The sequence below is a fragment of the Rhodococcus oryzae genome (genome assembly GCF_005049235.1).
In the GTDB taxonomy this organism is placed as follows: domain Bacteria; phylum Actinomycetota; class Actinomycetes; order Mycobacteriales; family Mycobacteriaceae; genus Rhodococcus_G; species Rhodococcus_G oryzae.
The window spans coordinates 1-20106 of the sequence record NZ_SUMD01000010.1; the positions used below are offsets into that span (position 1 = coordinate 1).

The 20106-nt window shown below is 68.1% G+C and carries 20 protein-coding genes; 1 reads left to right on the forward strand and 19 read right to left on the reverse strand.

Translation table 11 applies throughout. The features are described 5' to 3' along the window. Positions 1-425: 425 nt before the first annotated feature. A complete protein-coding gene (murA, locus tag FCG67_RS19065; protein ID WP_136911272.1) occupies positions 426-1697 on the reverse strand; it encodes a UDP-N-acetylglucosamine 1-carboxyvinyltransferase in 1272 nt (423 codons plus the stop codon). An 82-nt stretch (positions 1698-1779) separates the two neighbouring features. Between murA and FCG67_RS19070 the strand changes: the two genes are divergently transcribed. Further along, positions 1780-2373, forward strand: a complete 594-nt coding sequence (locus FCG67_RS19070; protein WP_136911273.1) for a cob(I)yrinic acid a,c-diamide adenosyltransferase — start codon at positions 1780-1782, stop codon at positions 2371-2373. 49 nt (positions 2374-2422) lie between these two features. Here FCG67_RS19070 and FCG67_RS19075 read toward each other — a convergent pair whose 3' ends face one another. From FCG67_RS19075 to thrB, 18 genes are all read right to left on the reverse strand, one after another. After that, positions 2423-2845 carry a DUF2550 domain-containing protein gene (locus tag FCG67_RS19075; protein WP_246045165.1) on the reverse strand — a complete coding sequence of 141 codons (423 nt, stop codon included), beginning with the start codon at positions 2843-2845 and terminating at the stop codon, positions 2423-2425. 52 nt (positions 2846-2897) lie between these two features. After that, a complete protein-coding gene (locus FCG67_RS19080) occupies positions 2898-3266 on the reverse strand; it encodes a F0F1 ATP synthase subunit epsilon (RefSeq protein WP_027503031.1) in 369 nt (122 codons plus the stop codon). 6 nt (positions 3267-3272) lie between these two features. Further along, positions 3273-4721, reverse strand: coding sequence for a F0F1 ATP synthase subunit beta (gene atpD / locus FCG67_RS19085; RefSeq protein ID WP_072753560.1), 1449 nt, complete (start codon positions 4719-4721; stop codon positions 3273-3275). A gap of 4 nt (positions 4722-4725) precedes the next feature. Beyond that, complete coding sequence (locus tag FCG67_RS19090; protein WP_077042242.1) at positions 4726-5697, reverse strand: F0F1 ATP synthase subunit gamma; 972 nt, start codon at positions 5695-5697, stop codon at positions 4726-4728. A gap of 49 nt (positions 5698-5746) precedes the next feature. Continuing rightward, positions 5747-7390, reverse strand: a complete 1644-nt coding sequence (atpA, locus tag FCG67_RS19095; RefSeq protein ID WP_136911275.1) for a F0F1 ATP synthase subunit alpha — start codon at positions 7388-7390, stop codon at positions 5747-5749. A 67-nt stretch (positions 7391-7457) separates the two neighbouring features. Next, complete coding sequence (locus FCG67_RS19100) at positions 7458-8282, reverse strand: F0F1 ATP synthase subunit delta (protein WP_136911276.1); 825 nt, start codon at positions 8280-8282, stop codon at positions 7458-7460. 5 nt (positions 8283-8287) lie between these two features. Then, positions 8288-8848, reverse strand: coding sequence for a F0F1 ATP synthase subunit B (locus FCG67_RS19105; RefSeq protein ID WP_136911277.1), 561 nt, complete (start codon positions 8846-8848; stop codon positions 8288-8290). A 7-nt stretch (positions 8849-8855) separates the two neighbouring features. Next, positions 8856-9104, reverse strand: a complete 249-nt coding sequence (locus FCG67_RS19110) for an ATP synthase F0 subunit C (RefSeq protein ID WP_027503025.1) — start codon at positions 9102-9104, stop codon at positions 8856-8858. 70 nt (positions 9105-9174) lie between these two features. After that, on the reverse strand, positions 9175-9993 hold the full coding sequence (gene atpB, locus FCG67_RS19115) for a F0F1 ATP synthase subunit A (protein ID WP_484335619.1): 819 nt from the start codon (positions 9991-9993) through the stop codon (positions 9175-9177). A gap of 320 nt (positions 9994-10313) precedes the next feature. Further along, a complete protein-coding gene (locus FCG67_RS19120; protein ID WP_136911279.1) occupies positions 10314-10802 on the reverse strand; it encodes a Cg1360 family ATP-synthase-associated protein in 489 nt (162 codons plus the stop codon). Between the two features lie 19 nt (positions 10803-10821). After that, positions 10822-12042 (reverse strand): glycosyltransferase family 4 protein, encoded by a 1221-nt coding sequence (locus tag FCG67_RS19125; RefSeq protein ID WP_136911280.1) that lies wholly within the window; start codon positions 12040-12042, stop codon positions 10822-10824. Then, the gene (locus FCG67_RS19130; RefSeq protein WP_136911281.1) at positions 12029-13381 is read right to left on the reverse strand and encodes a serine hydroxymethyltransferase; all 1353 of its coding nucleotides are present in this window, start codon (positions 13379-13381) and stop codon (positions 12029-12031) included. The genes FCG67_RS19125 and FCG67_RS19130 overlap by 14 nt, the downstream gene beginning before the upstream one ends. Continuing rightward, positions 13378-14046, reverse strand: a complete 669-nt coding sequence (locus tag FCG67_RS25250) for an L-threonylcarbamoyladenylate synthase (protein WP_136911282.1) — start codon at positions 14044-14046, stop codon at positions 13378-13380. The genes FCG67_RS19130 and FCG67_RS25250 overlap by 4 nt, the downstream gene beginning before the upstream one ends. 42 nt (positions 14047-14088) lie before the next feature. Then, positions 14089-14988 (reverse strand): peptide chain release factor N(5)-glutamine methyltransferase, encoded by a 900-nt coding sequence (gene prmC, locus FCG67_RS19140; protein WP_136911283.1) that lies wholly within the window; start codon positions 14986-14988, stop codon positions 14089-14091. Between the two features lie 60 nt (positions 14989-15048). Next, a complete protein-coding gene (prfA, locus tag FCG67_RS19145) occupies positions 15049-16128 on the reverse strand; it encodes a peptide chain release factor 1 (RefSeq protein ID WP_077042248.1) in 1080 nt (359 codons plus the stop codon). Between the two features lie 149 nt (positions 16129-16277). Then, positions 16278-16511, reverse strand: coding sequence for a 50S ribosomal protein L31 (rpmE, locus tag FCG67_RS19150; RefSeq protein ID WP_027503018.1), 234 nt, complete (start codon positions 16509-16511; stop codon positions 16278-16280). Positions 16512-16745: 234 nt separating this feature from the next. Continuing rightward, on the reverse strand, positions 16746-18809 hold the full coding sequence (rho, locus tag FCG67_RS19155) for a transcription termination factor Rho (protein ID WP_136911284.1): 2064 nt from the start codon (positions 18807-18809) through the stop codon (positions 16746-16748). A 364-nt stretch (positions 18810-19173) separates the two neighbouring features. Next, a complete protein-coding gene (gene thrB, locus FCG67_RS19160) occupies positions 19174-20106 on the reverse strand; it encodes a homoserine kinase (RefSeq protein ID WP_136911285.1) in 933 nt (310 codons plus the stop codon).

A 20106-nucleotide genomic window follows, 5' to 3' on the forward strand; every position in this document is an offset into this window, starting at 1 on the left:
TGGTGTGGAGTACCAAAATTTGGCACTGACATTCATCGGCACACTGTTGAGTTCTCAAAGAACACGCACACACCATCACCACCAAGAAACTCGTTCTCGGCCGCTCCGGGGCAACTGTTCCAGCCTAGCTCATCGAAGCCTCCCGGTCAAAACCGGGCTGAGTGATCAAGCAAGCTTTGGGATTGTCTGGCGCCTTCGTCCAACCTCGTGTCCCGCGCCTCTCGGCCGGGTCGGTGTCCGTGTCGCTCTGACTCGACAAAAGTTACGCGGCGGCGAACGCTGTGGCAAATCGCCATGTCGCGGCCCCTCCGACTCAGAAATTGCCAGGTCAGAGAGCTCGACCAGGCGGCGGAACCGGCATTTCGGGGGAAATCGATCATTGTGACGCCGGACACTCTCGGCGCTCCCCCGACGCGACGGCTCGATCAGCCCGCCACAACCGGGGCAGGCACCCGCTCGATCACACCGCCGAGAGCCGTCAGGTTCTCGACGAATCTCGGGTATCCGCGGTCGATGTGGAAGACGTCGTGGACCTCGGTGACGCCGTCCGCCACCAGGCCTGCCAGCACCAGGCCGGCGCCGGCCCGGATGTCCGAGGACCACACCGGTGCGCTCGAGAGCTGCGGGATCCCGCGGACCACCGCGTGATGTCCGTCGGTGCGGGCATCGGCGCCGAGCCGGATCATCTCCTCGACGAACCGGAAGCGCGCCTCGAAGACGTTCTCGGTGATCATCGACGTGCCGTCCGCGACGGCGGCCAGGCCGATCGCCATCGGCTGCAGGTCAGTCGGGAATCCCGGGTACGGCAGGGTCGCGTAGTTCACCGCGGTGGGACGGCCCTCCTGCACGATCCGGAATCCGTCCGGCTCCATCGTGACCTGCGAGCCCGCGGACCGGAGCTTGTCGAGCACGAGCGAGAGGTGCTTCGGGTTGACCCCGCGCACCCGGACATCGCCCCTGGTCATCGCGGCCGCGATCCCCCACGTCGCCGCGACGATCCGATCCCCGATCACCCGATGGGTGGTCGGCTGCATGGTCTTGACGCCCCGAATGGTCAGCGTCGTGGAACCGGCGCCCTCGATCTGGGCACCCATCCGCCTGAGCATGTTGCACAGGTCCACTATCTCGGGTTCGCGGGCGGCGTTGTCGATGACGGTCTCGCCCTTGGCAAGCACCGCGGCCATCAGGATGTTCTCGGTGGCACCGACCGACGGGAACGCCAGGCGGATGGTGGCGCCGTGCAGGTCGTCCGCCTCCGCCACCACGCACCCGTGCTGGATCTCGCTGCGTGCGCCGAGCAATTCCAGTCCGGACTGGTGCATGTCCAGCGGCCGCGACCCGATCGCGTCACCGCCAGGGAGCGCGACCACGGCGCGCCTGCACCGCGCGACCAGGGGCCCGAGCACACACACCGACGCACGGAACTGGGTCACGGCCGGGAAGTCGGCGTGGTACTTCGGCTCGGCAGGCGTCGTGATGCGCGCCTCGTCCCCCTCGAGCACCACCTCGCAGCCGAGTCCGCGCAGTACCTCCGCCATCAGCGGGACGTCGAGGATGTCGGGGCAGTTGGTGATGGTGGTCGTGCCCTCCGCCAGAAGGGCAGCCGCCATCAACTTCAGGACGCTGTTCTTAGCGCCGCCCACCGAGACCTCACCCGTCAGCCTGTTGCCGCCGGTGACAAGAAAGCGTTCACTCACAGTGCGACAGCCTAGTCAGCCGCGACCGGCGCCCGACCGCTAGCGGTCCCGATTGGATCTGCACGAGCGGTACCGTGACGTCATGTCCGTACACCTGACCCGCATCTACACCCGTACCGGCGACGACGGGACCACCGGTCTGAGCGATTTCTCACGGGTGTCGAAGAACGACCCTCGGCTGATCGCGTACGCGGACTGCGACGAGGCCAATGCCAGCCTGGGCGTTGCGCTCGCGCTCGGGCAGCCGGGACCCGAGTTCGTCGACGTGCTGCGGCAGGTCCAGAACGACCTCTTCGACGCGGGCGCGGACCTGTCCACCCCCGTTGTCGCGGATCCGAAGTACCCGCCGCTGCGGGTCACCGCCGGCTACATCGAGCGACTCGAGGGCTGGTGCGATGAGTACAACGAGCCGCTGGCGCCGCTGAACTCCTTCATCCTGCCCGGCGGCACCGCCCTTGCGGCGCTCCTGCACGTGGCCCGGACCGTGGTGCGTCGCGCCGAACGATCCGCGTGGGCGGCGGTGGACGCCTCCCCCGAGGACACCAGTGTGCTTCCCGCCAAGTACCTGAACCGGCTCTCCGACCTGCTGTTCATCCTGAGCCGGGCGGCGAACCCCGAGGGCGACGTGCTGTGGAAGCCGGGTGCGGGCGGCACCGAATCCGCGGGCGGGCACTGAAACGACAAAAGACCCCTGCGATGAGCCGGGGTCTTCGATGTTGTGGGCGTCAGGCCGGACGGCCACGCATGGAGCGCCCCGAGGGACGCGATTCCACCCAGGACAGGAACGCGGTGAGGGCGCCGGAGTCGAGCGCCACCTCGTAGCCGTGATCGCCGTCCTGCACCGACAGGATCACGATCTCGTCGGTCATGATGTCGAACTCGGTCTCGCGGGGCCCGCGCCGATCCCCCACCTCGATGCCCTGCCTGCTGATCCGCGAGTCCGGTCCCGGCCGAAGGCTGGAGAGCTTGTAGAAGACGAGGTCCTCCTCGCCGTACCGGATCACGCCGTGCCGCCAGCCCTGGCCTGCGCCCGCGGGGGTGGTCCGGACGATCGCCGCCGTGCCGCCGCGGCGCAGCACCCCCAACCGATACACGAAAGCCGCGACGAGCGCCGCGAGCAGGACAACCAGAACGAAAAGAACTGTCACTCCGGTTGTCACTGCTCGTCGGCCTTGCTCGTCGCGGCTGTCGGGGTACCGGTCAGGCGCGCTCGACGGCGCGGAGCTGACCCTTGGCGATCGCGATCGCCTCGAGATCCTCGGTCGTCTCCGCCAGGACCGCCTTGGCGGCCTCGACGTCGACGTCGCCCGCGAAGTCCGCGGACTCCGCCAGGATCGTGACGGTGGTGCCCGTCACCGAGAGGAAGCCACCGTGCACCGCGGCGACGACGCGCTCGCCGTCGGCGGTGGTGATGGCGACCACGCCTGCCTCGATCAGCTGGCCGAGGACCGGCTCATGTCCGTACATGATGCCGATCTCGCCCTCGGTGGTCTGAGCGCTGACGAGCGTCGCCGAACCCGACCACAGCCGCTGCTCGACGGCAACCAGCTCAACAGTCATCTCAGCCATTGTCGACTACTTCCCGGCGATCTTCTTGGCAGCGGCCTCGACGTCGTCGAGTCCACCGCAGCTGTTGAACGCCTGCTCGGGCAGGTGATCGAACTCGCCCTTGCAGACGCGGTCGAACGCCTCGATGGTGTCGCGGAGCGGCACCACGGAGCCGGCCTCACCCGTGAACTTCTCGGCCACGATGAAGTTCTGGCCGAGGAACTTCTGGATGCGGCGCGCGCGGCCGACGAGGATCTTGTCCTCTTCCTGCAGCTCGTCCATACCGAGGATGGCGATGATGTCCTGCAGTTCCTTGTACTTCTGCAGGATCCGCTTGACCTCGTTCGCGACGCGGAAGTGCTCCGCACCGACGATGCCGGGCTCGAGGATGCGCGAGGTCGACGTCAGCGGGTCCACAGCGGGGTAGATACCCATCTGCGAAATCGGACGCGAGAGCTCGGTGGTCGCATCGAGGTGCGCGAAGGTGGTCGCGGGCGCCGGGTCGGTGTAGTCGTCGGCGGGGACGTAGATCGCCTGCAGCGAGGTGATCGAACGGCCACGGGTCGAGGTGATGCGCTCCTGGAGCTCACCCATCTCGTCCGCCAGCGTCGGCTGGTAACCCACGGCGGAGGGCATACGACCCAGCAGGGTCGAGACCTCGGAGCCGGCCTGCGTGAAACGGAAGATGTTGTCGATGAAGAGCAACACGTCCTGGTTCTGCACATCGCGGAAGTACTCCGCCATGGTCAGCGCCGACAGGGCGACGCGCATACGCGTTCCCGGCGGCTCGTCCATCTGACCGAACACAAGGGCGGTGTCCTGGAGAACGCCCATCTCGGCCATCTCGAGGTGGAGGTCCGTGCCCTCACGGGTGCGCTCACCGACGCCTGCGAACACCGAGGTGCCGGAGAACTCGCGGGCGATACGGGTGATCATCTCCTGGATCAGAACGGTCTTGCCGACACCGGCACCACCGAACAGACCGATCTTGCCGCCCTTGACGTACGGGGTGAGCAGGTCGATGACCTTGATGCCGGTCTCGAGGATCTCGGTCTTGCCCTCGAGCTGATCGAAGGCGGGGGGCTTGCGGTGGATGCCCCACTGCTCGCCGTCGCGACCGAGGCCCGGGGTGTCGAGGCAGTCACCGAGGGCGTTGAACACGTGGCCCTTGACGACGTCACCGACGGGAACCGAGATCGGCTTGCCGGAGTCGACGACCGCCGCACCGCGGACCAGGCCGTCGGTCGGCTGCATCGAAATGGTGCGCACCAGGTTGTCGCCCAGGTGCTGCGCCACCTCGAGGGTCAGCGTCTTCGCGACCGTCGGCAGAGTGACCTCTGCGTTCAGCGCGTTGAAAAGGGCGGGAACGGCGCCACGCGGGAACTCAACGTCCACAACGGGACCGATGACCCGCACGACCCGGCCGGACGTGGTGCCCGAGCCGTTCGCGTTGGTTTGGGTTACTGCTGCGGTCATGTGTCTAGTCACTTCCTGCGCTCGAGGCGAGCGCATTCGCGCCACCGACGATCTCGCTGATTTCCTGGGTGATCTGTGCCTGGCGCACCTGGTTGGCCTGGCGGCTCAGGGTGTTCACCAGCTCGTTTGCGTTGTCCGTTGCCGCCTTCATGGCGGTACGACGTGAAGCCGACTCCGAGGCCGCCGCATCGAGCAGCGAGGAGTAGATCCGGGTGCTGATGTACTTCGGCAGCAGCGCCGAGAGCAGCGTCCCGGCCTCCGGCTCGAAGTCGTACTGCGCCGTCGGATTTGCACCGTTCGAATCGGAGAGCATGTCCTCCCCGAGCTCGAAGTTCTCGTCCTTGTACTCGACCTCGAGCGGAGCCATGCGCCGGACCTCCGGCGTCTGGGTCAGCATCGACACGAAGCGGGTGTAGACGATGTGCAGTTCGTCGACGCCCTCGACCGTGCCCTCGCCGTTGTACGCGGCAACCTCGGCGCCCGACCCGGCCATGAACAGCTCGACCAGGTGCCGGCTCGCCTTGGCGGCATCCGCGTAACCCGGCTGCTGAGAGAACCCGGTCCAGGCGCCCTTCAGATCGCGATCACGGAAGGTGTAGTACGTCAGGCCCTTCGCGCCCATCGCGTACAGCACCGGCTCCTTGCCCTCGGAGCGCAGCAGCTGGATCAGCTCCTCCGCCTCCTTGAGGACGTTGGAGTTGTAGCCGCCGCACATACCGCGGTCGCTGGTGACGACCAGCACGGCAGCCCGCTTGGGCTCCGGCCGCTCGTTCAGCAGCGGATGGTCGAGCGACCCGGAGGCGCTCGCCAGCGCGGAGAGCACCTTGGTGATCTCCTCGGCGTAGGGCTTCGACGCCGCAACCCTGGCCTGAGCCTTGGTGATGCGGGAGGTCGCGATCAGCTCCTGCGCCTTGGTGATCTTCTTGGTCGAGTTGACTGACTTGATACGTGAGCGCAGTTCGCGCAGGCTTGCCATCTACTCAGTCACACTCCCTTCCCACAAGATTCCGACACGGCCGTCACGCTCACTTGCTGACGTGCTTGCGAGTGACGGAAACCTGCTCCTGGTTGACCTCATCCGCGCCGAGGGTCGAGGCCGCGGCCTCGTTGACCACGCGGCTGCCGTCGGCGGCGATGAAGCCTTCCTTGAACTTGTCGGTCGCGGCCTTGAGAGCAGCGATCGAGGTCTCGTCGAGGGCCTTGCCACCCTTGATGGCCTCGTAGACCGAGCCCGCGTTGCGGTGCAGGTCCTCGAGCAGCTCGGACTCGAAGCGGCGGACGTCGCCGACCGGCACCGAGTCGAACACGCCTTCGCCGGCCAGGTAGATCGAGATGATCTGGTCCTCGACGGCGATCGGGGAGTACTGGTCCTGCTTGAGCAGCTCGACCAGACGCTGTCCACGCTCGAGCTGGGCCTTGGAGGCATCGTCCAGGTCGGAAGCGAAGGCCGAGAAGGCCTCCAGCTCACGGAACTGGGCGAGCTCGAGACGCAGCGAACCGGAGACCTTCTTCATGCCCTTGGTCTGCGCGGCGCCACCGACTCGGGAAACCGAGATACCCACGTTGATCGCGGGGCGGATGCCCTTGTTGAACAGGTCGGACTCGAGGAAGACCTGACCGTCGGTGATGGAGATGACGTTGGTCGGGATGTAGGCCGAGACGTCGTTGGCCTTGGTCTCGATAATCGGCAGTGCGGTCAGCGAGCCGCCGCCGAGCTCGTCGGAGAGCTTGGCCGAGCGCTCCAGCAGGCGGGAGTGCAGGTAGAAGACGTCACCGGGGTACGCCTCGCGGCCCGGCGGACGACGTAGCAGCAGCGAGATGGCGCGGTACGCCTCGGCCTGCTTGGTCAGGTCGTCGAACACGATGAGGACGTGCTTGCCCTGGTACATCCAGTGCTGGCCGATGGCCGAACCGGTGTACGGGGCGAGCCACTTGAAGCCGGCCGAATCGGAGGCCGGGGCCGCGACGATGGTGGTGTACTCCATCGCGCCCTGCTCCTCGAGGGCAGCCTTGACGCCCGCGATGGTGGAGCCCTTCTGACCGATGGCGACATAGATGCAGCGAACCTGCTTCGTGTCGTCGCCGGACTCCCAGTTCGCCTTCTGGTTCAGGATGGCGTCAACACAGACCGCGGTCTTGCCGGTCTTGCGGTCGCCAATGATCAGCTGGCGCTGTCCACGGCCGATCGGGGTCATCGCGTCGATGGCCTTGATGCCGGTCTGCAGCGGCTCCTCGACGGGCTGACGCTCGAGGACCGAGGCGGCCTGCAGCTCGAGGGCGCGGGTCTCGGTGCACTCGATCTCGCCGAGGCCGTCGATCGGCTGGCCGAGCGGGTTCACCACGCGGCCCAGGTAGGCGTCGCCCACCGGCACGGACAGCACGTCGCCGGTCCGCTTGACCTGCTGGCCCTCTGCGAGGTGCTCGTAATCGCCCAGGATGACAGCACCGATCTCGGTGGCATCCAGGTTCAGTGCCACACCGAGCACGCCGCCGGGGAACTCCAGCAGCTCGTTGGCCATCGCCGAAGGCAGGCCGGTGACGTGCGCAATGCCGTCACTGGTGTCGGACACCGTTCCGACCTCCTCGCGGGAGGCCTCCGGGGAGTAGCTCGCGGTGTAGTTCGAAATCGCACTACGGATCTCATCGGAGGAGATCGTCAGCTCCGCCATGTTTTTCCTGCTCTCGGTATCTGGTCTTCGAATATCTGGAGTTTGAGGTCGGCCGTGTTCGCCGGGACTACTTGAAGGTCTTGCGCAGAGACGCGAGACGTCCCGCCGCACTGCCGTCGATGACCTCGTCGCCCACGCGAACGACAAGGCCGCTCAGGAGCTCGGGGTCGACCTCCACGTGCACGGTGACCGGCTTGCCGTAGGTGCGGGTCAGGGTCGCGGCGAGCCGCTCCTCCTGCTCGGCGGACAGCGCCGAGGCGCTGCGCACGTGTGCGACCGCCTTGTCGCGTCGCGCCGCCGCCAGTTCCGACAGCTCGTTGAAGGCATCCGCGGGTGCGGTCCGCAACCGGCCGGCGGCCTGGGTGGCCAGGGCCTCGGTGATCGCGGTGACCTTGCCGTAGAGCAGCGTGGACAGCAGCTCGCGCTTGCCCGCGGTGGGCGTCGCGCGATCGGACAGCGCCTGCTCGAGGCTCGAGTCGCCCGCCACGATGCGGCCGAGCCGGAACAGCTCGTCCTCGACGGTGTCGAGCTGACCCTGATCGTCGGCCGCCTTGAGCAGCGACTCCCGACCGAGCAGCACCAGCGAGTTCCGCAGGTCAGCCGAGCTCGACCAGTCCTGGGACACGGCCGCCTTCAGCGTCACGAGGGCCTCGGCCGAAACCTTGGCCGAGAACACCTGCTCGGCCAAGGCCTGCCGAACCGCCGCGGGGGCCGAGGGGTCGGACAGCGCGGCACGAAGCGTGCGCTGACCGTCGAGAACCTCGACCACCGTGAACAGCTCGGCACCGGTCTGTGCCGCAGCTGCAGTCGCCGCGCCGGCCGAAACTCCGGCCAACGCTGATTCCAGGGCGCTCCTCGTATGAGTCAGCGCCTCACGGCTTGCTGCGTACATGGTGCTCACTTTCCGGCTGCGGAGTCAGCGCTGACGGCGTCCAGTTCGCTGAGGAAACGATCGATCGAACCCGACCGCTTGACCTCGTCGGCCAGCGATTCGCCGATGACCTTCTCGGCCAGATCGACCGCGGTCTTGCCCAGATCGCTGCGCAGTTCGGTGACGATCTGCTGACGCTGAGCGGCGAGCTGGCTGCTGCCTGCGGCCACGATGCGGTCGCTCTCCAGCTGTGCCTGGACCTTCATCTCGGCGATGATCTGCTGGCCCTGGGTGCGGGCATCCTCACGGATGGCCGCGGCCTCGGTCCGTGCCTCGGCGAGCTGGGCGCGGTACTGCTCCAGCGTCTCCTTGGCCTCGGCCTGAGCCTCCTCGGCGCGCTGGATGCCGCCCTCGATCTGCTCGGTACGGTCCGCCAGCACCTGCTGGAACTTCGGAAGGATGTACTTCCAGAAGAAGAACCCGATAACCGCGATGCAGACCGCCGACCACACGATGTCGTAGGTCTCGGGGACGAGAGGATTGATAACCTCGCCCTCCTCGGCCGCGATCAATGCAATGGTTGACATGGCGAGATCAGAAAATGAAGCCGGCGACAAGGCCGATCAGCGCGAGGGCCTCGGTGAATGCGATACCGAGGAACATGTTGGTACGGATCTGGCCGGCGAGCTCGGGCTGACGCGCGATGCCCTCGATGGCCTTACCGACCACGATGCCCACGCCGATGCCGGGGCCGATGGCCGCGAGGCCGTAGCCGATGGCGCCGTAGCCCTTGCCGGTGGTCGTCTGCTCAACGGCTTCCTGTGCCAGGTACGCGAGGCTCATTTGGTTTCCGTTCCCTTTCCGTTGCCCACCACCGGGATTCGGCGGATGGGTCAGTTTGTGTGTAGTGCGGTCAGTGCGAGTCGGCGTGCAGCGCGAGGTCGATGTACACGGCGGTCAGCAGAGCGAAGACGTACGCCTGCAGGAAGATCACCAGCATCTCGAAGAGGGTGAACCCGAAACCTGCTGCCAGGGAGAACACACCGAAGATCTTCATTCCGGCCGCGGCCTCGAAGAAGAAGAACTGGGTGGCGCTGAAGAACAGCACCAGCATGATGTGGCCGGCCAGCATGTTGGCCATGAGACGGACGGTCAGCGTGAACGGCCGGAGGATGAACGTCGACACGAACTCGATCGGGATCAGCAGGACGTGCAGCGCGACCGGCACGCCGGGGACGACGATGCTGCTCTTCACGTACTTGAAGAAGCCGTACTTCTTGATGCCGACGTAGTTGAACGTGATGTACGCGAGGGCGGCCAGCACGATCGGCATCCCGATTCGGGCATTCGAGGAGATGTTCAGGAACGGGATGATCCCGGACGCGTTCAGGAACAGCACCGCGAAGAAGATCGTGGCGATGACCGGCAGGAAGCGCTTGCCCTGCTCCTTGCCGAGCACCTCATCGGTGATCTGGTTCTTGACGAACCCCAGGCCCATCTCGGCGATGTTCTGCGCGCCGCGCGGCACCAGCTTCGGGCTGCGCATCGCGATCGCGAAGAAGGCGAGGAGCACCACCGTCATCAGGATGCGGATCAGCATCAGCCGGTCGAGCTCGAAGGGCGTGCCCTCGAACAGCACGGCGGGAGGGAAGAAGTCTGCAAGTGACGGCGGATGGAACTCCGCGGCCAGGGTGGTGACGCTCAGCGGTCTCTCCCGTAGTCGTGGCCGCAGGCGGCATCGCCTGCGGTTCGATCGGACATTGACGATCTAACAAGTCGACAAGGTCGGCTCGCGTATTCGTCAGCTGCTGTGGCCGATTAGCTCGGCCCCGCGTCTGTCGGTGTCGGCGGACTGTCGTCGACTCGGTGGTCCCCGACCAGCCATTTCCGAACACGCGGAAGTAGCGATCGTGGTCACCTGCGAGGATGCCTGACCCGGCGAAATGTGTGTTTCGCGTAGTTTCGGCTCTCGCTTGGCCCTGACCCTACCAATACAACTACGACGTTGTGTAGATGGGGGTCCTGCTTGACCGATTACGACAGGTCGTCGTACTACTTTTCGTCGGATTCGGGCTCACCGGTGGCGCCGTCCTGCTGTGCGGGAGCGCCGTCCGACTGGGTGGGAGTGACATAGGGCACCTTCACCTTGAGCAGCCCGTAGGTCTCGGCGCCGAGCACGATGATCAGGGCCAGCACCATGACGATGACCAGCGCCTCTTTGCTGTAGAAGTCCATGCCCTTGAGCACGCCAAGGACCAGGATCGCGAGGATCATCTTGAGCAGCCAGCTGCCCAACAGCACCGCACCCGAGGTGGCGGGCGGGAGCTTCTCGGTGAACAGCACCGCCAGCGCGGTGCACAGGATGAAGCCGCCGCCGACGGCGACGCCGATCAACGCACCCCACAGTCCGGGCAGGCCGGCCGCGACGAAGGCGATGATCGAGCCGATCACCGCGAGCGCGATCAGGCCGATCACGCCATAGCGAACCGCTGCACGCAGCGGAGCGGACTGGTCGGGCACGGGTTCCGGAGAGAAGGTCACGGTCCGCCAGCCTAGCGGGCTACGAACTGTCGGCCCGATCGCGACCGGGGACCTGCTTCAGGCGCAGCGACGGCACGGCGGTCACGACCAGCGCAAACACCAGGCCACCCGCCACCAGCAGGACGACGATCCGCCGGTCGAGCAGGGCCGAGCCGACTGCGCCGAACGCGAGCACACCGACCCACAAGTAGATCAACAGGACCACCCGCCGGTGCGAATGTCCGATCTGCAGCAGGCGGTGGTGCAGGTGCATCTTGTCGGGGCTGAAGGGGCTGCGTCCGGCCCTCGTCCGGCGGACCACCGCGAGCAGGAGGTCGAGGATCGGGATGAACATGACCGCGCCCACCAGCAGGAGCGGCGAGAGCAGACCGAGGATGTCCCTGGTGCCGTAGGCGCTGAGCGGGATCCGGCCGGAGGCGCTGGTCGAGATGGCCGCCAGCATCAGGCCGATCAGCATCGACCCCGAGTCCCCCATGAAGATGCGGGCCGGCTGGAAGTTGTGCGGCAAAAAGCCGAGGCACGCGCCCGCCAGCGCGGCGGCCAGCATCGCGGGCGGATACGCACTCACGTCACCGCCCTGCTCGTGCAGCAGGCCGACCGAGAACACACAGATCGCCAGCGCCGCGATCAGGCCGAGGCCGGCCGCGAGCCCGTCGAGACCGTCGACGAAGTTCATGGCATTGATCATCACGACCGCGATCAGCACCGTCACCAGGCCCGACTGCAACTGGTCCAGCACCAGGGTGGTGCCATTGAAGGGCAGGTACAGCACGAACCAGCTGACCCCCATCACCACCAGCACACCCGCCGCGGTCACCTGGCCGACGAACTTCGTGAGCGCGTCCAGCCCCCACCTGTCGTCGATGATCCCCACCAGCACGATCACGCCGCCGGAGACGAGCGCCGCCGGGATGTCCTTGGTGTTGTAGTCGAAACCCCTGGCCAGCGCTGGCAGTTGCTGGGCGAACAGAAGGGCGGCGACGAATCCGACGTACATGCCGACGCCACCGAGCCGGGGCGTGGGCGTGACGTGCACGTCGCGGTCGCGCGGGACGGCAACGGCGCCGAACTTGAGGGCGAACAACCGGACGGCCCCGGTCGCCAGGAACGTGATGACCGCAGCGGTGAAGAGCACCAGCAGCAGTTCCCTGATCGGGACCCCGGCCCCCCGGCCCGACTGAGCGAGCAATTCTGAATGGGCGACGATCACGTCGAAGAGGCTACCGTCACCGCGCGCCATCCCCTGCCGCTGCACTCGTCTGCGTCACGGGCCGGGGATAGGCGGGCTTGCGCGCCACCAGATCCGAGACCTCGCGCGCCACATCGGCCAGCTCCGCGTCGCCCGCGGTGGTGCCGTCCTCGGCCCGCACCGCCCTGGCGATCAGCGCACCGACCGCCGCGCAGTCGTCGGTGTCGAAACCCTGCGTGGTCACCGCCGCGGATCCGACCCTGATCCCGGACGCCACCATCGGCGGCGCCGGATCGAACGGGATCGCGTTCTTGTTCAACGTGATTCGGGCCGCATCGCATCGCCGTTCGGCCTCGGCCCCGGTCACCCCGAGCTCGCGCAGGTCCAGCAGCGCCAGGTGGGTGTCGGTGCCGCCGGACACCGCGCGCATGCCGCCCGCCTCGAGCGCCTTGGTCATCGCCGCGGCGTTGTCGACCACGTTCGAGGCGTAGGCCCGGTAGTCGTCAGTCGCCGCTTCCTTCAGCGCGACCGCCTTGGCCGCGATCGAGTGCATGAGCGGGCCGCCCTGACTGAACGGGAAGACCGCCTTGTCGACGGCCTTGGCGTGCTCGGCCCGGCACAGCAGCATGCCGCCGCGCGGCCCCCGCAGCACCTTGTGTGTGGTCGCGGAGACGACATCGGCGTACGGCACCGGCGACGGGATCGCCCCGCCCGCCACCAGTCCGATGAAATGTGCGGCGTCGACCCACAGGATGGCGCCAACCTCGTCGGCGATCTGCCGGAACTTCGCGAAGTCGATCAGTCGCGGATACGCGGTCGCGCCCGCGACGATGATCCGGGGCCGATGGGTCAACGCGAGGTCACGGACCTCGTCGTAGTCGATGAGCTCGGTCGACTTGTCCACGTGATACGGGATCGGGGTGAACCACTTGCCCGAGAAGCTCACCTTGGACCCGTGGGTGAGATGACCGCCGTGCGGCAGGCTCATCGCCAGCACCGGGTCGCCGGGCTTCGCGAACGCGGCGTACACCGCGAGGTTGGCGTTGGCCCCCGAATGCGGCTGTACGTTGGCGTGCTCGGCCCCGAACAGCGTCTTGGCCCGCTCGATCGCCAGGCTCTCGGCGCGATCGACCTCGGCACATCCGCCGTAGTACCGGTGACCCGGGTACCCCTCGGCGTACTTGTTGCTCAGCGTCGACCCCAGCGCCGCCAGCACCGCTGGGCTGGTCAGGTTCTCGCTGGCGATCAGCTGCAACCCGCCGCGCAGCCGGTCCAGCTCGGCGAGGGTGATCTCGGCGATCTCCGGGTCCGTCCGTTCGAGCTCGGAGAAGTCCGGGCCCCAGAACGCCTGATCGGCGTGGGCCTGCCGCGGGGAACCCGCCTCGCTCACTCCGGTACCCGTCCCGGCAGCAGGCTCTCGATGGTCACGCCGAGCACCTCCGCGATGTCCGCGGCCGCGACTGCCCCCTCGCGCAGGATGCGCGGCTCGTCGGCCGTCAGGTCCACGATCGTCGAGGCGACAGCGTGCTGGGCGGGGCCACCGTCCAGATACACCGATGCGGCGCCGCCGAGCTGATCGCGGGCCTGCTCGACGGTGGCGGCCGGTGCGTGCCCGGAGATGTTCGCGCTCGACACGGCGAGAGGTCCCACCTCCCGCAACAGTTCGAGCGCCACGGGGTGCAGCGGCATCCTCAACATCACGGTCCCCCTGGTGTCGCCCAGGTCCCACGCCAACGAGGGCGCTTGCTGCACAACGAGACTCAGCCCACCGGGCCAGAAGGCGCGGATCAGCTCACGCGCCTGCGGCCGCACGGTGAAGACGAGTCCGTCGATGGTGTTCCACGAGCCGACGAGCACCGGCACGGGCATGTCCCGGCCGCGGCCCTTGGCGCGCAGCAACGCGGTGACGGCCTCGCCGTCGAAGGCGTTGGCCGCGAGTCCGTAGAGGGTGTCGGTCGGCACGACGACCAGGCGCCCGGCCTTGAGCGAGTTCGTCGCGGCAGCGATGCCCGCCTCGCGCGAATCGGTGTTCCGGCAGTCGTAGACGATGCTCACTCCCCCATCCTTCCATCCGCGTCGATCCGTCGCCGACGGTGGTCAGTGCCCGCGGGCCGCCTCGGTGTCCGTCGCGACCCGGCGGGCGACCACGAACCGGGGCTTACCCGCCAGATCCGGATGCTCGGCGACCTGGCCGAAAACCCGTCGTTCGCGCAGCAGGGCCGCCACCTGACCGCCGTTGGTGTCGTCGTGCTCGATGGCCAGCGCGCCGCCGATCTTCAGCCAGCGCGCGATGTTGGAGACCATCGGGGTGATCACCGACAGCCCGTCCGGCCCGCCGAACAGCGCCAGGTGCGGGTCGAACTCCGCCACCTCGGGATCGAGCTCGGCGCCCTCGGGGATGTACGGCGGATTCGACACCACGACGTCGACCTTGCCCTCGAGCTCGGTGAGCAGCGATCGGTCGGTGACGTCGCCCTGATGCAGCGTGATCGGGGTGTCGCCCTCGGTCGCCCTGGCCTCGGCGTTGCGCCTGGTCCAGGCCAGCGCAGCGGGGTCCAGTTCCACCGCGTGCACGATCGCGTCCGGGCGGGCGTTCGCCAGCGCGAGCGCCAGCGCCCCGGTTCCCGTGCACAGATCGAGGATCACCGGTGGATGCGCGGGATGTCCCTCCAGGAAGGCGAGGGCCCACGCGAAGAGCAGCTCGGTCTCCGGTCTGGGCACGAAGACCCCCGGACCGACCTGGAGGTCGATGTCGCCCATCGACGACACGCCGGTGAGGTACTGCAACGGAACCCGCTCGGCGCGCCGGGCGACCAGCGCGCGATACCGCTCGAGCACCTCGGGGTCGACGAGCGGCACCAGTCCGAGCCTGGTCCGCTCCACCCCCACGACATGGGCGGCGAGCAGTTCTGCATCAGTGCGGGGACTGTGTACGCCCGCCTCCTCGAGCAGCGTGGTGGCCTCGAGGATCGCGAGGCGGATGGGTTGACGACTCACCCGTCCAGCCTGCCATGGGCCGCCGCCGGAACCCCGCATTACCCGACCGCGGCCACGTGGCTACTCGACGGCGAGCCGGGCCTCCCGGTCCGACTTGCCGAGCGCGTCCAGCAGCGCGTCCAGATCGCCGTCGAGCACGGCGTCGAGGTTGTGCGCCTTGAACCCGATCCGGTGATCGGTGATCCGGTTCTCCGGGTAGTTGTAGGTACGGATGCGCTCGGAACGGTCAACGGTGCGCACCTGGCTCTGCCTGCCTGCCGACGCCTCGTCGGCAGCGGCCTCCTCTGCCGCGGCCTGCAGCCTGGCCGCGAGCACCTGCATCGCGCGAGCCTTGTTCTGCAGCTGCGAGCGCTCGTTCTGGCAGGTCACCACGATGCCGGTGGGCAGGTGGGTGATCCGGACCGCGGAGTCGGTGGTGTTGACGCCCTGACCACCCTTGCCGGACGAGCGGTACACATCGATGCGCAGATCGGTCTCGTCGATCTGCACCTCCTCGACCTCCTCGGGCTCCGGGTAGATCAGCACGCCGGCCGCGGAGGTGTGCACCCGGCCCTGGGACTCGGTCACGGGTACCCGCTGGACGCGGTGCACGCCGCCCTCGAACTTCAGCCGGGCCCAGACACCGTCGCGGGTGTCGCCCTTCGACTTGATCGACAGGGTCGCGTCCTTGTAGCCGCCGAGATCGGAGATGTTCGCGTCGAGGACCTCGACCCGCCAGCCGTGCCGCTCGGCGTACCGCAGGTACATCCGGGCCAGGTCCGCGGCGAACAGCGCGGACTCCTCGCCGCCCTCGCCGGACTTCACCTCGAGCACCACGTCGTCGCCGTCGTGCGGGTCCCTCGGCGCGAGCAGGTCGGTGAGGGCGACGTCGAGCTCGGCCACCTTGGCCTCCAGCTCGGGCACCTCGGCGGCGAAGCTCGAATCGTCGGCGGCCAGCTCGCGAGCGGCCTCCAGGTCCTCGCGCGCGGCCTGCAGCTTGGTGTGGGTGGCCATGATGGGAGCGAGCTCGGCGAACCGCTTGCCGACCCGGCGGGCGGCCGAGGGGTCGTTGTGCAAGGACGGGTCGGACAGCTGCAGCTCGAGGCCGGCGTGCTCGGCCAGGATGTCATCGATCGCCGACGGCTGGGTGGTCCCCGCCATGGTTCGCTCCTCGGTTGTCGACACCCCCGAGGGGATGCCGGGCAGTGCAATGGGTGGATGTTGGCGCCGGGTCCGGCGCGCGCACCACGGGTACAAAAAAACCGACGCCCGGCCTGCAATGGAACACAGGACGGGCGTCGGCGGGACAGCTAGCTGTCGGCGTCGGCCTTCTTGCCGGCGCGCTTGCCGTAGCGAGCCTCGAAGCGCGCGACGCGTCCACCGGTGTCGAGGATCTTCTGCTTGCCGGTGTAGAACGGGTGGCACTGCGAGCAGACCTCGACGTTGATGCGTCCGGACTCCTTGGTGCTGTGGGTCTCGAACGTGTTACCGCAACCGCAGACGACGGTGGTCGCCACGTAGTTGGGGTGGATTCCTGCCTTCATGGTGTCCCTTTCGGTGGTCGCCGGGTCGCCTTCGCCAATCGAAGCCGTGAACCGGAACCGGACATTGTTGTACTCGCACGCGGCGAGTGCCACGGGCGCGATCGTTCATTCTGCCAGAACGCGTGCATCAAGTCCTAACGACCAGGTGCCGCAATCTGTTCCCGACCGGCGCCGACACGAGGCAGGCCCCGGAAACCGTGCGGTTTCCGGGGCCTGCCTCGTCGCACGCGACTACTAGTCGTCGTCGCCCATCGCTCCCGGCGCGGTCTTGGAGACCTGCATGAGGAACTCGAGGTTGTTCTTGCTCTTCTTGAGCCGGTCGATCAGCAGATCGATCGCCTGGTGCGAGTCCAGGCCGGACAGCACCCGTCGCAGCTTGTGCAGCACCGCGGCCTCGTCCGGGTTGAGCAGCAGCTCGTCCTTACGGGTGCCGGACGGGTTGACGTCGACCGCCGGGAAGACCCGACGCTCGGCGATCTTGCGATCGAGCTTGAGCTCGGCGTTGCCGGTGCCCTTGAACTCCTCGAAGATCACGGTGTCACCGGTGGAGCCGGTCTCGACCATCGCGGTGGCGATGATCGTGAGCGAGCCGCCGTTCTCGATGTTGCGGGCCGCGCCGAGGAACCGCTTCGGCGGGTACAGCGCGGTCGAGTCGACACCACCGGACAGGATTCGTCCCGAGGCGGGCGACGAGTTGTTGTACGCACGGCCGAGTCGGGTGATCGAGTCGAGCAGCACGACGACGTCCTTGCCCTCCTCGACGAGGCGCTTGGCCCGCTCGATGGCGAGCTCGGCGACCGAGGTGTGGTCTGACGGCGGCCGGTCGAAGGTGGAGGCGATGACCTCACCCTTCACCGAACGCTGCATATCGGTGACCTCTTCCGGACGCTCGTCGACCAGGACGACCATCAGGTAGCACTCGGGGTTGTTCGTGGCGATGGCGTTCGCGATCGCCTGCAGCACGCTGGTCTTACCGGCCTTAGGCGGGCTGACGATGAGGGCGCGCTGGCCCTTACCGATCGGCATCACCAGGTCGATGACACGGGTGGTGAGAATGTTCGGCGTGGTCTCGAGGCGCAGGCGCTGGTTCGGGTAGAGCGGCGTCAGCTTGCCGAACTCGGGCCGCCGCTTGGCCGCCTCGACGTCGCCGCCGTTGACGGTGTCCAGGCGGACCAGCGGGTTGAACTTCTGACGCTGGCTGCTAGCGGCGCCGCCGCCCTCACCCTCACGGGCGACGCGGACGGCACCGGTGATGGCGTCACCGCGACGGAGTCCGTTCTTGCGGATCAGGTTCATCGAGACGTACACGTCGTTCGGGCCCGCCAGGTATCCGGAGGTCCGCACGAAGGCGTAGTTGTCGAGCACATCGAGGATGCCCGCGACCGGCTGCAGGACATCGTCCTCGCGGATCTCGAGGTCGCGGTCCGCGCCTGCGCCGCCGCCCTCGCCGCGGTCGCGTCCACGACGACGCTCACGGAACCGGCGTCCCCGCCGACCCCGGCCGTCCTCGTCCTCGCCGCCGCGGTTGTCATTGCGACCCTCGCCGCGCGGGCCGTTGCCGCCCTGGCCACGCTCACCCTGGTTGCGCTCGCCCTGGCCACGCTCACCCTGGCCACGCTCACCCTGGTTCCGCTCACCCTGGTTCCGCTCACCCTGGCCACGCTCGCCCTGGTTGCGCTCACCCTGGCCACGCTCGCCCTGGTTGCGGTCGCGACGGTTGCGCTCACCGCCCTGGTCCTGACGGGGCTGGCGGTCGCCGCCCTGTTCGGCCGCGGGGGCCGTCGATGCCGTCGACTCACCCTGCTCGGGAGAGCCGGCCTGGCGAGACGACCCGCGGCGCTGCCGGTTTCGGCGGCCACCCTGCTCGCCCTCGGCGGACTCGGCGGCCTGGGCTGCCGGACGCTCGGTGGTAGCGGGGGCCGACTCGGCGGCGGGGGCAACCTCGGCGACCCGCTGCGGCGCGGTCGCGGCCTCGCTGGCCGCGGCCTCGACGGGAGCCACCTTGGGCGCCGTCTTGGTGGCGCCGCCGCCGCCCTGACGCTCCTTGATGGCCGCGATCAGGTCGCCCTTGCGCAGGCCGGACGTTCCCTTGATGCCGAGCTCGGTCGCGAGTCCGCGCAGCTCGGCCAGCACCATGCCGGACAGGCCGGCACCGCGCCGGGCCTCGGCGCGCTTGGTGGAGGCTGCCACCGCGTCGCCGGTGGCTTCTGAAGTTCGTGCAGTGCCGCCGGCCTGGCTCGCCGCGGAGTCAACCGGGGTATCGAGAGCAGGTGTGGCGATCAGGTCCGTATCGGTCACGGAGATCCTTTCCTTCCCTCGCTCGCGCGGCGCGTGTCGAGGGTTCGTCCCGAAGCTCAGCTCACTCGCTGAACTCGGTTATGCCGGACGTGTTCGCTGGATGGAACTATCGGCTCGTCCACCCCCGTGGCCTCTCGAACAGGCACGTTCCAAGTCGATCACCGCGGAAATCACGCGAGGGAATCGAGCCAGGTGCGTCTACTCTTGCCTCGGCAGTCCCGGGGTACGGGAGCCAATTCTCGGAGTGAATGCCCTGGTAGAACACCGGCGTCTGATGCGCACGATGGGCGAACGACCCTCAGGATAGCCTCCAACCGGGCCGCGGGCAAGGACCGACCCGCCGGTATCCCGTCCGATCAGCCGGTCAACCGACCTGCACACCGTCCGCCACGCCGAGGTCGAGCACCCGGAGCCCGTCCGCTTCCGCCTTGGCGCGGAGTTCGTCGGGGAACGCCCTGGTCGACAGCGCCAGCACGGTGGGACCTGCACCCGACACCGTCGCCGCGATGCCGGCCTGCCGCAGTGTTTCGATCCAGCGCGTGGTCAGCGGCAACGCGGACGCCCGCTGGCCCTGGTGCAGTCGATCCTCGGTCGCGGCCATCAGGAGGTCCGGACGACTGGTCAGGGCCACCACGGCCAGCGCTCCCCTGCTGACGTTGAAGGCGGCATCGGCGTGCGGAACCAGTTCCGGGAGCAGGCCCCGCGTCTGCGCCGTCGAGGAACGCTCCGACGGCACCAGCGCCACCACCCGGATGTCGGGGTGCACGTCCAGCCGCACCGCGGCGTAGGTGCGCGGCGAGTCCGCGACGCCGGTGTCCTCGGACCAGGACACCACTGCGCCGCCGAGCACGCTCGCGGACGCATTGTCGGGATGGCCCTCGAACTCGGAGGACAGCTGGACCAGCTGCTCCTGGGTGAGCGCCAGCGCCGGGTCGAGCTTGCTCGCCAGCCCGTTCGCCACCGCGAGCCCGCCGACCGCGGCCGACGCGGACGATCCGAGCCCGCGCGAATGCGGAATCGCATTGCGGCACACAACGTCCAGACCGTCGGCCCAGACTCCGATCGACTCCAGCCCCCGCTCGATCGCACGCACGACCAGATGCGAGGGGCCCCAGGGCACGTCCTCGGCGCCCTCGCCCTCCACCCGGATCGTCAGCCCCGCATCGGTGGTCGTCACCGTGATCTCGTCGTACAGCGCCAGCGCCAGCCCCAGCGTGTCGAAGCCCGGACCGAGGTTCGCCGTCGACGCGGGCACCCGTGCGGTCACGGTGAGCCCGGCGGGCAGCGTCTGAGTCAT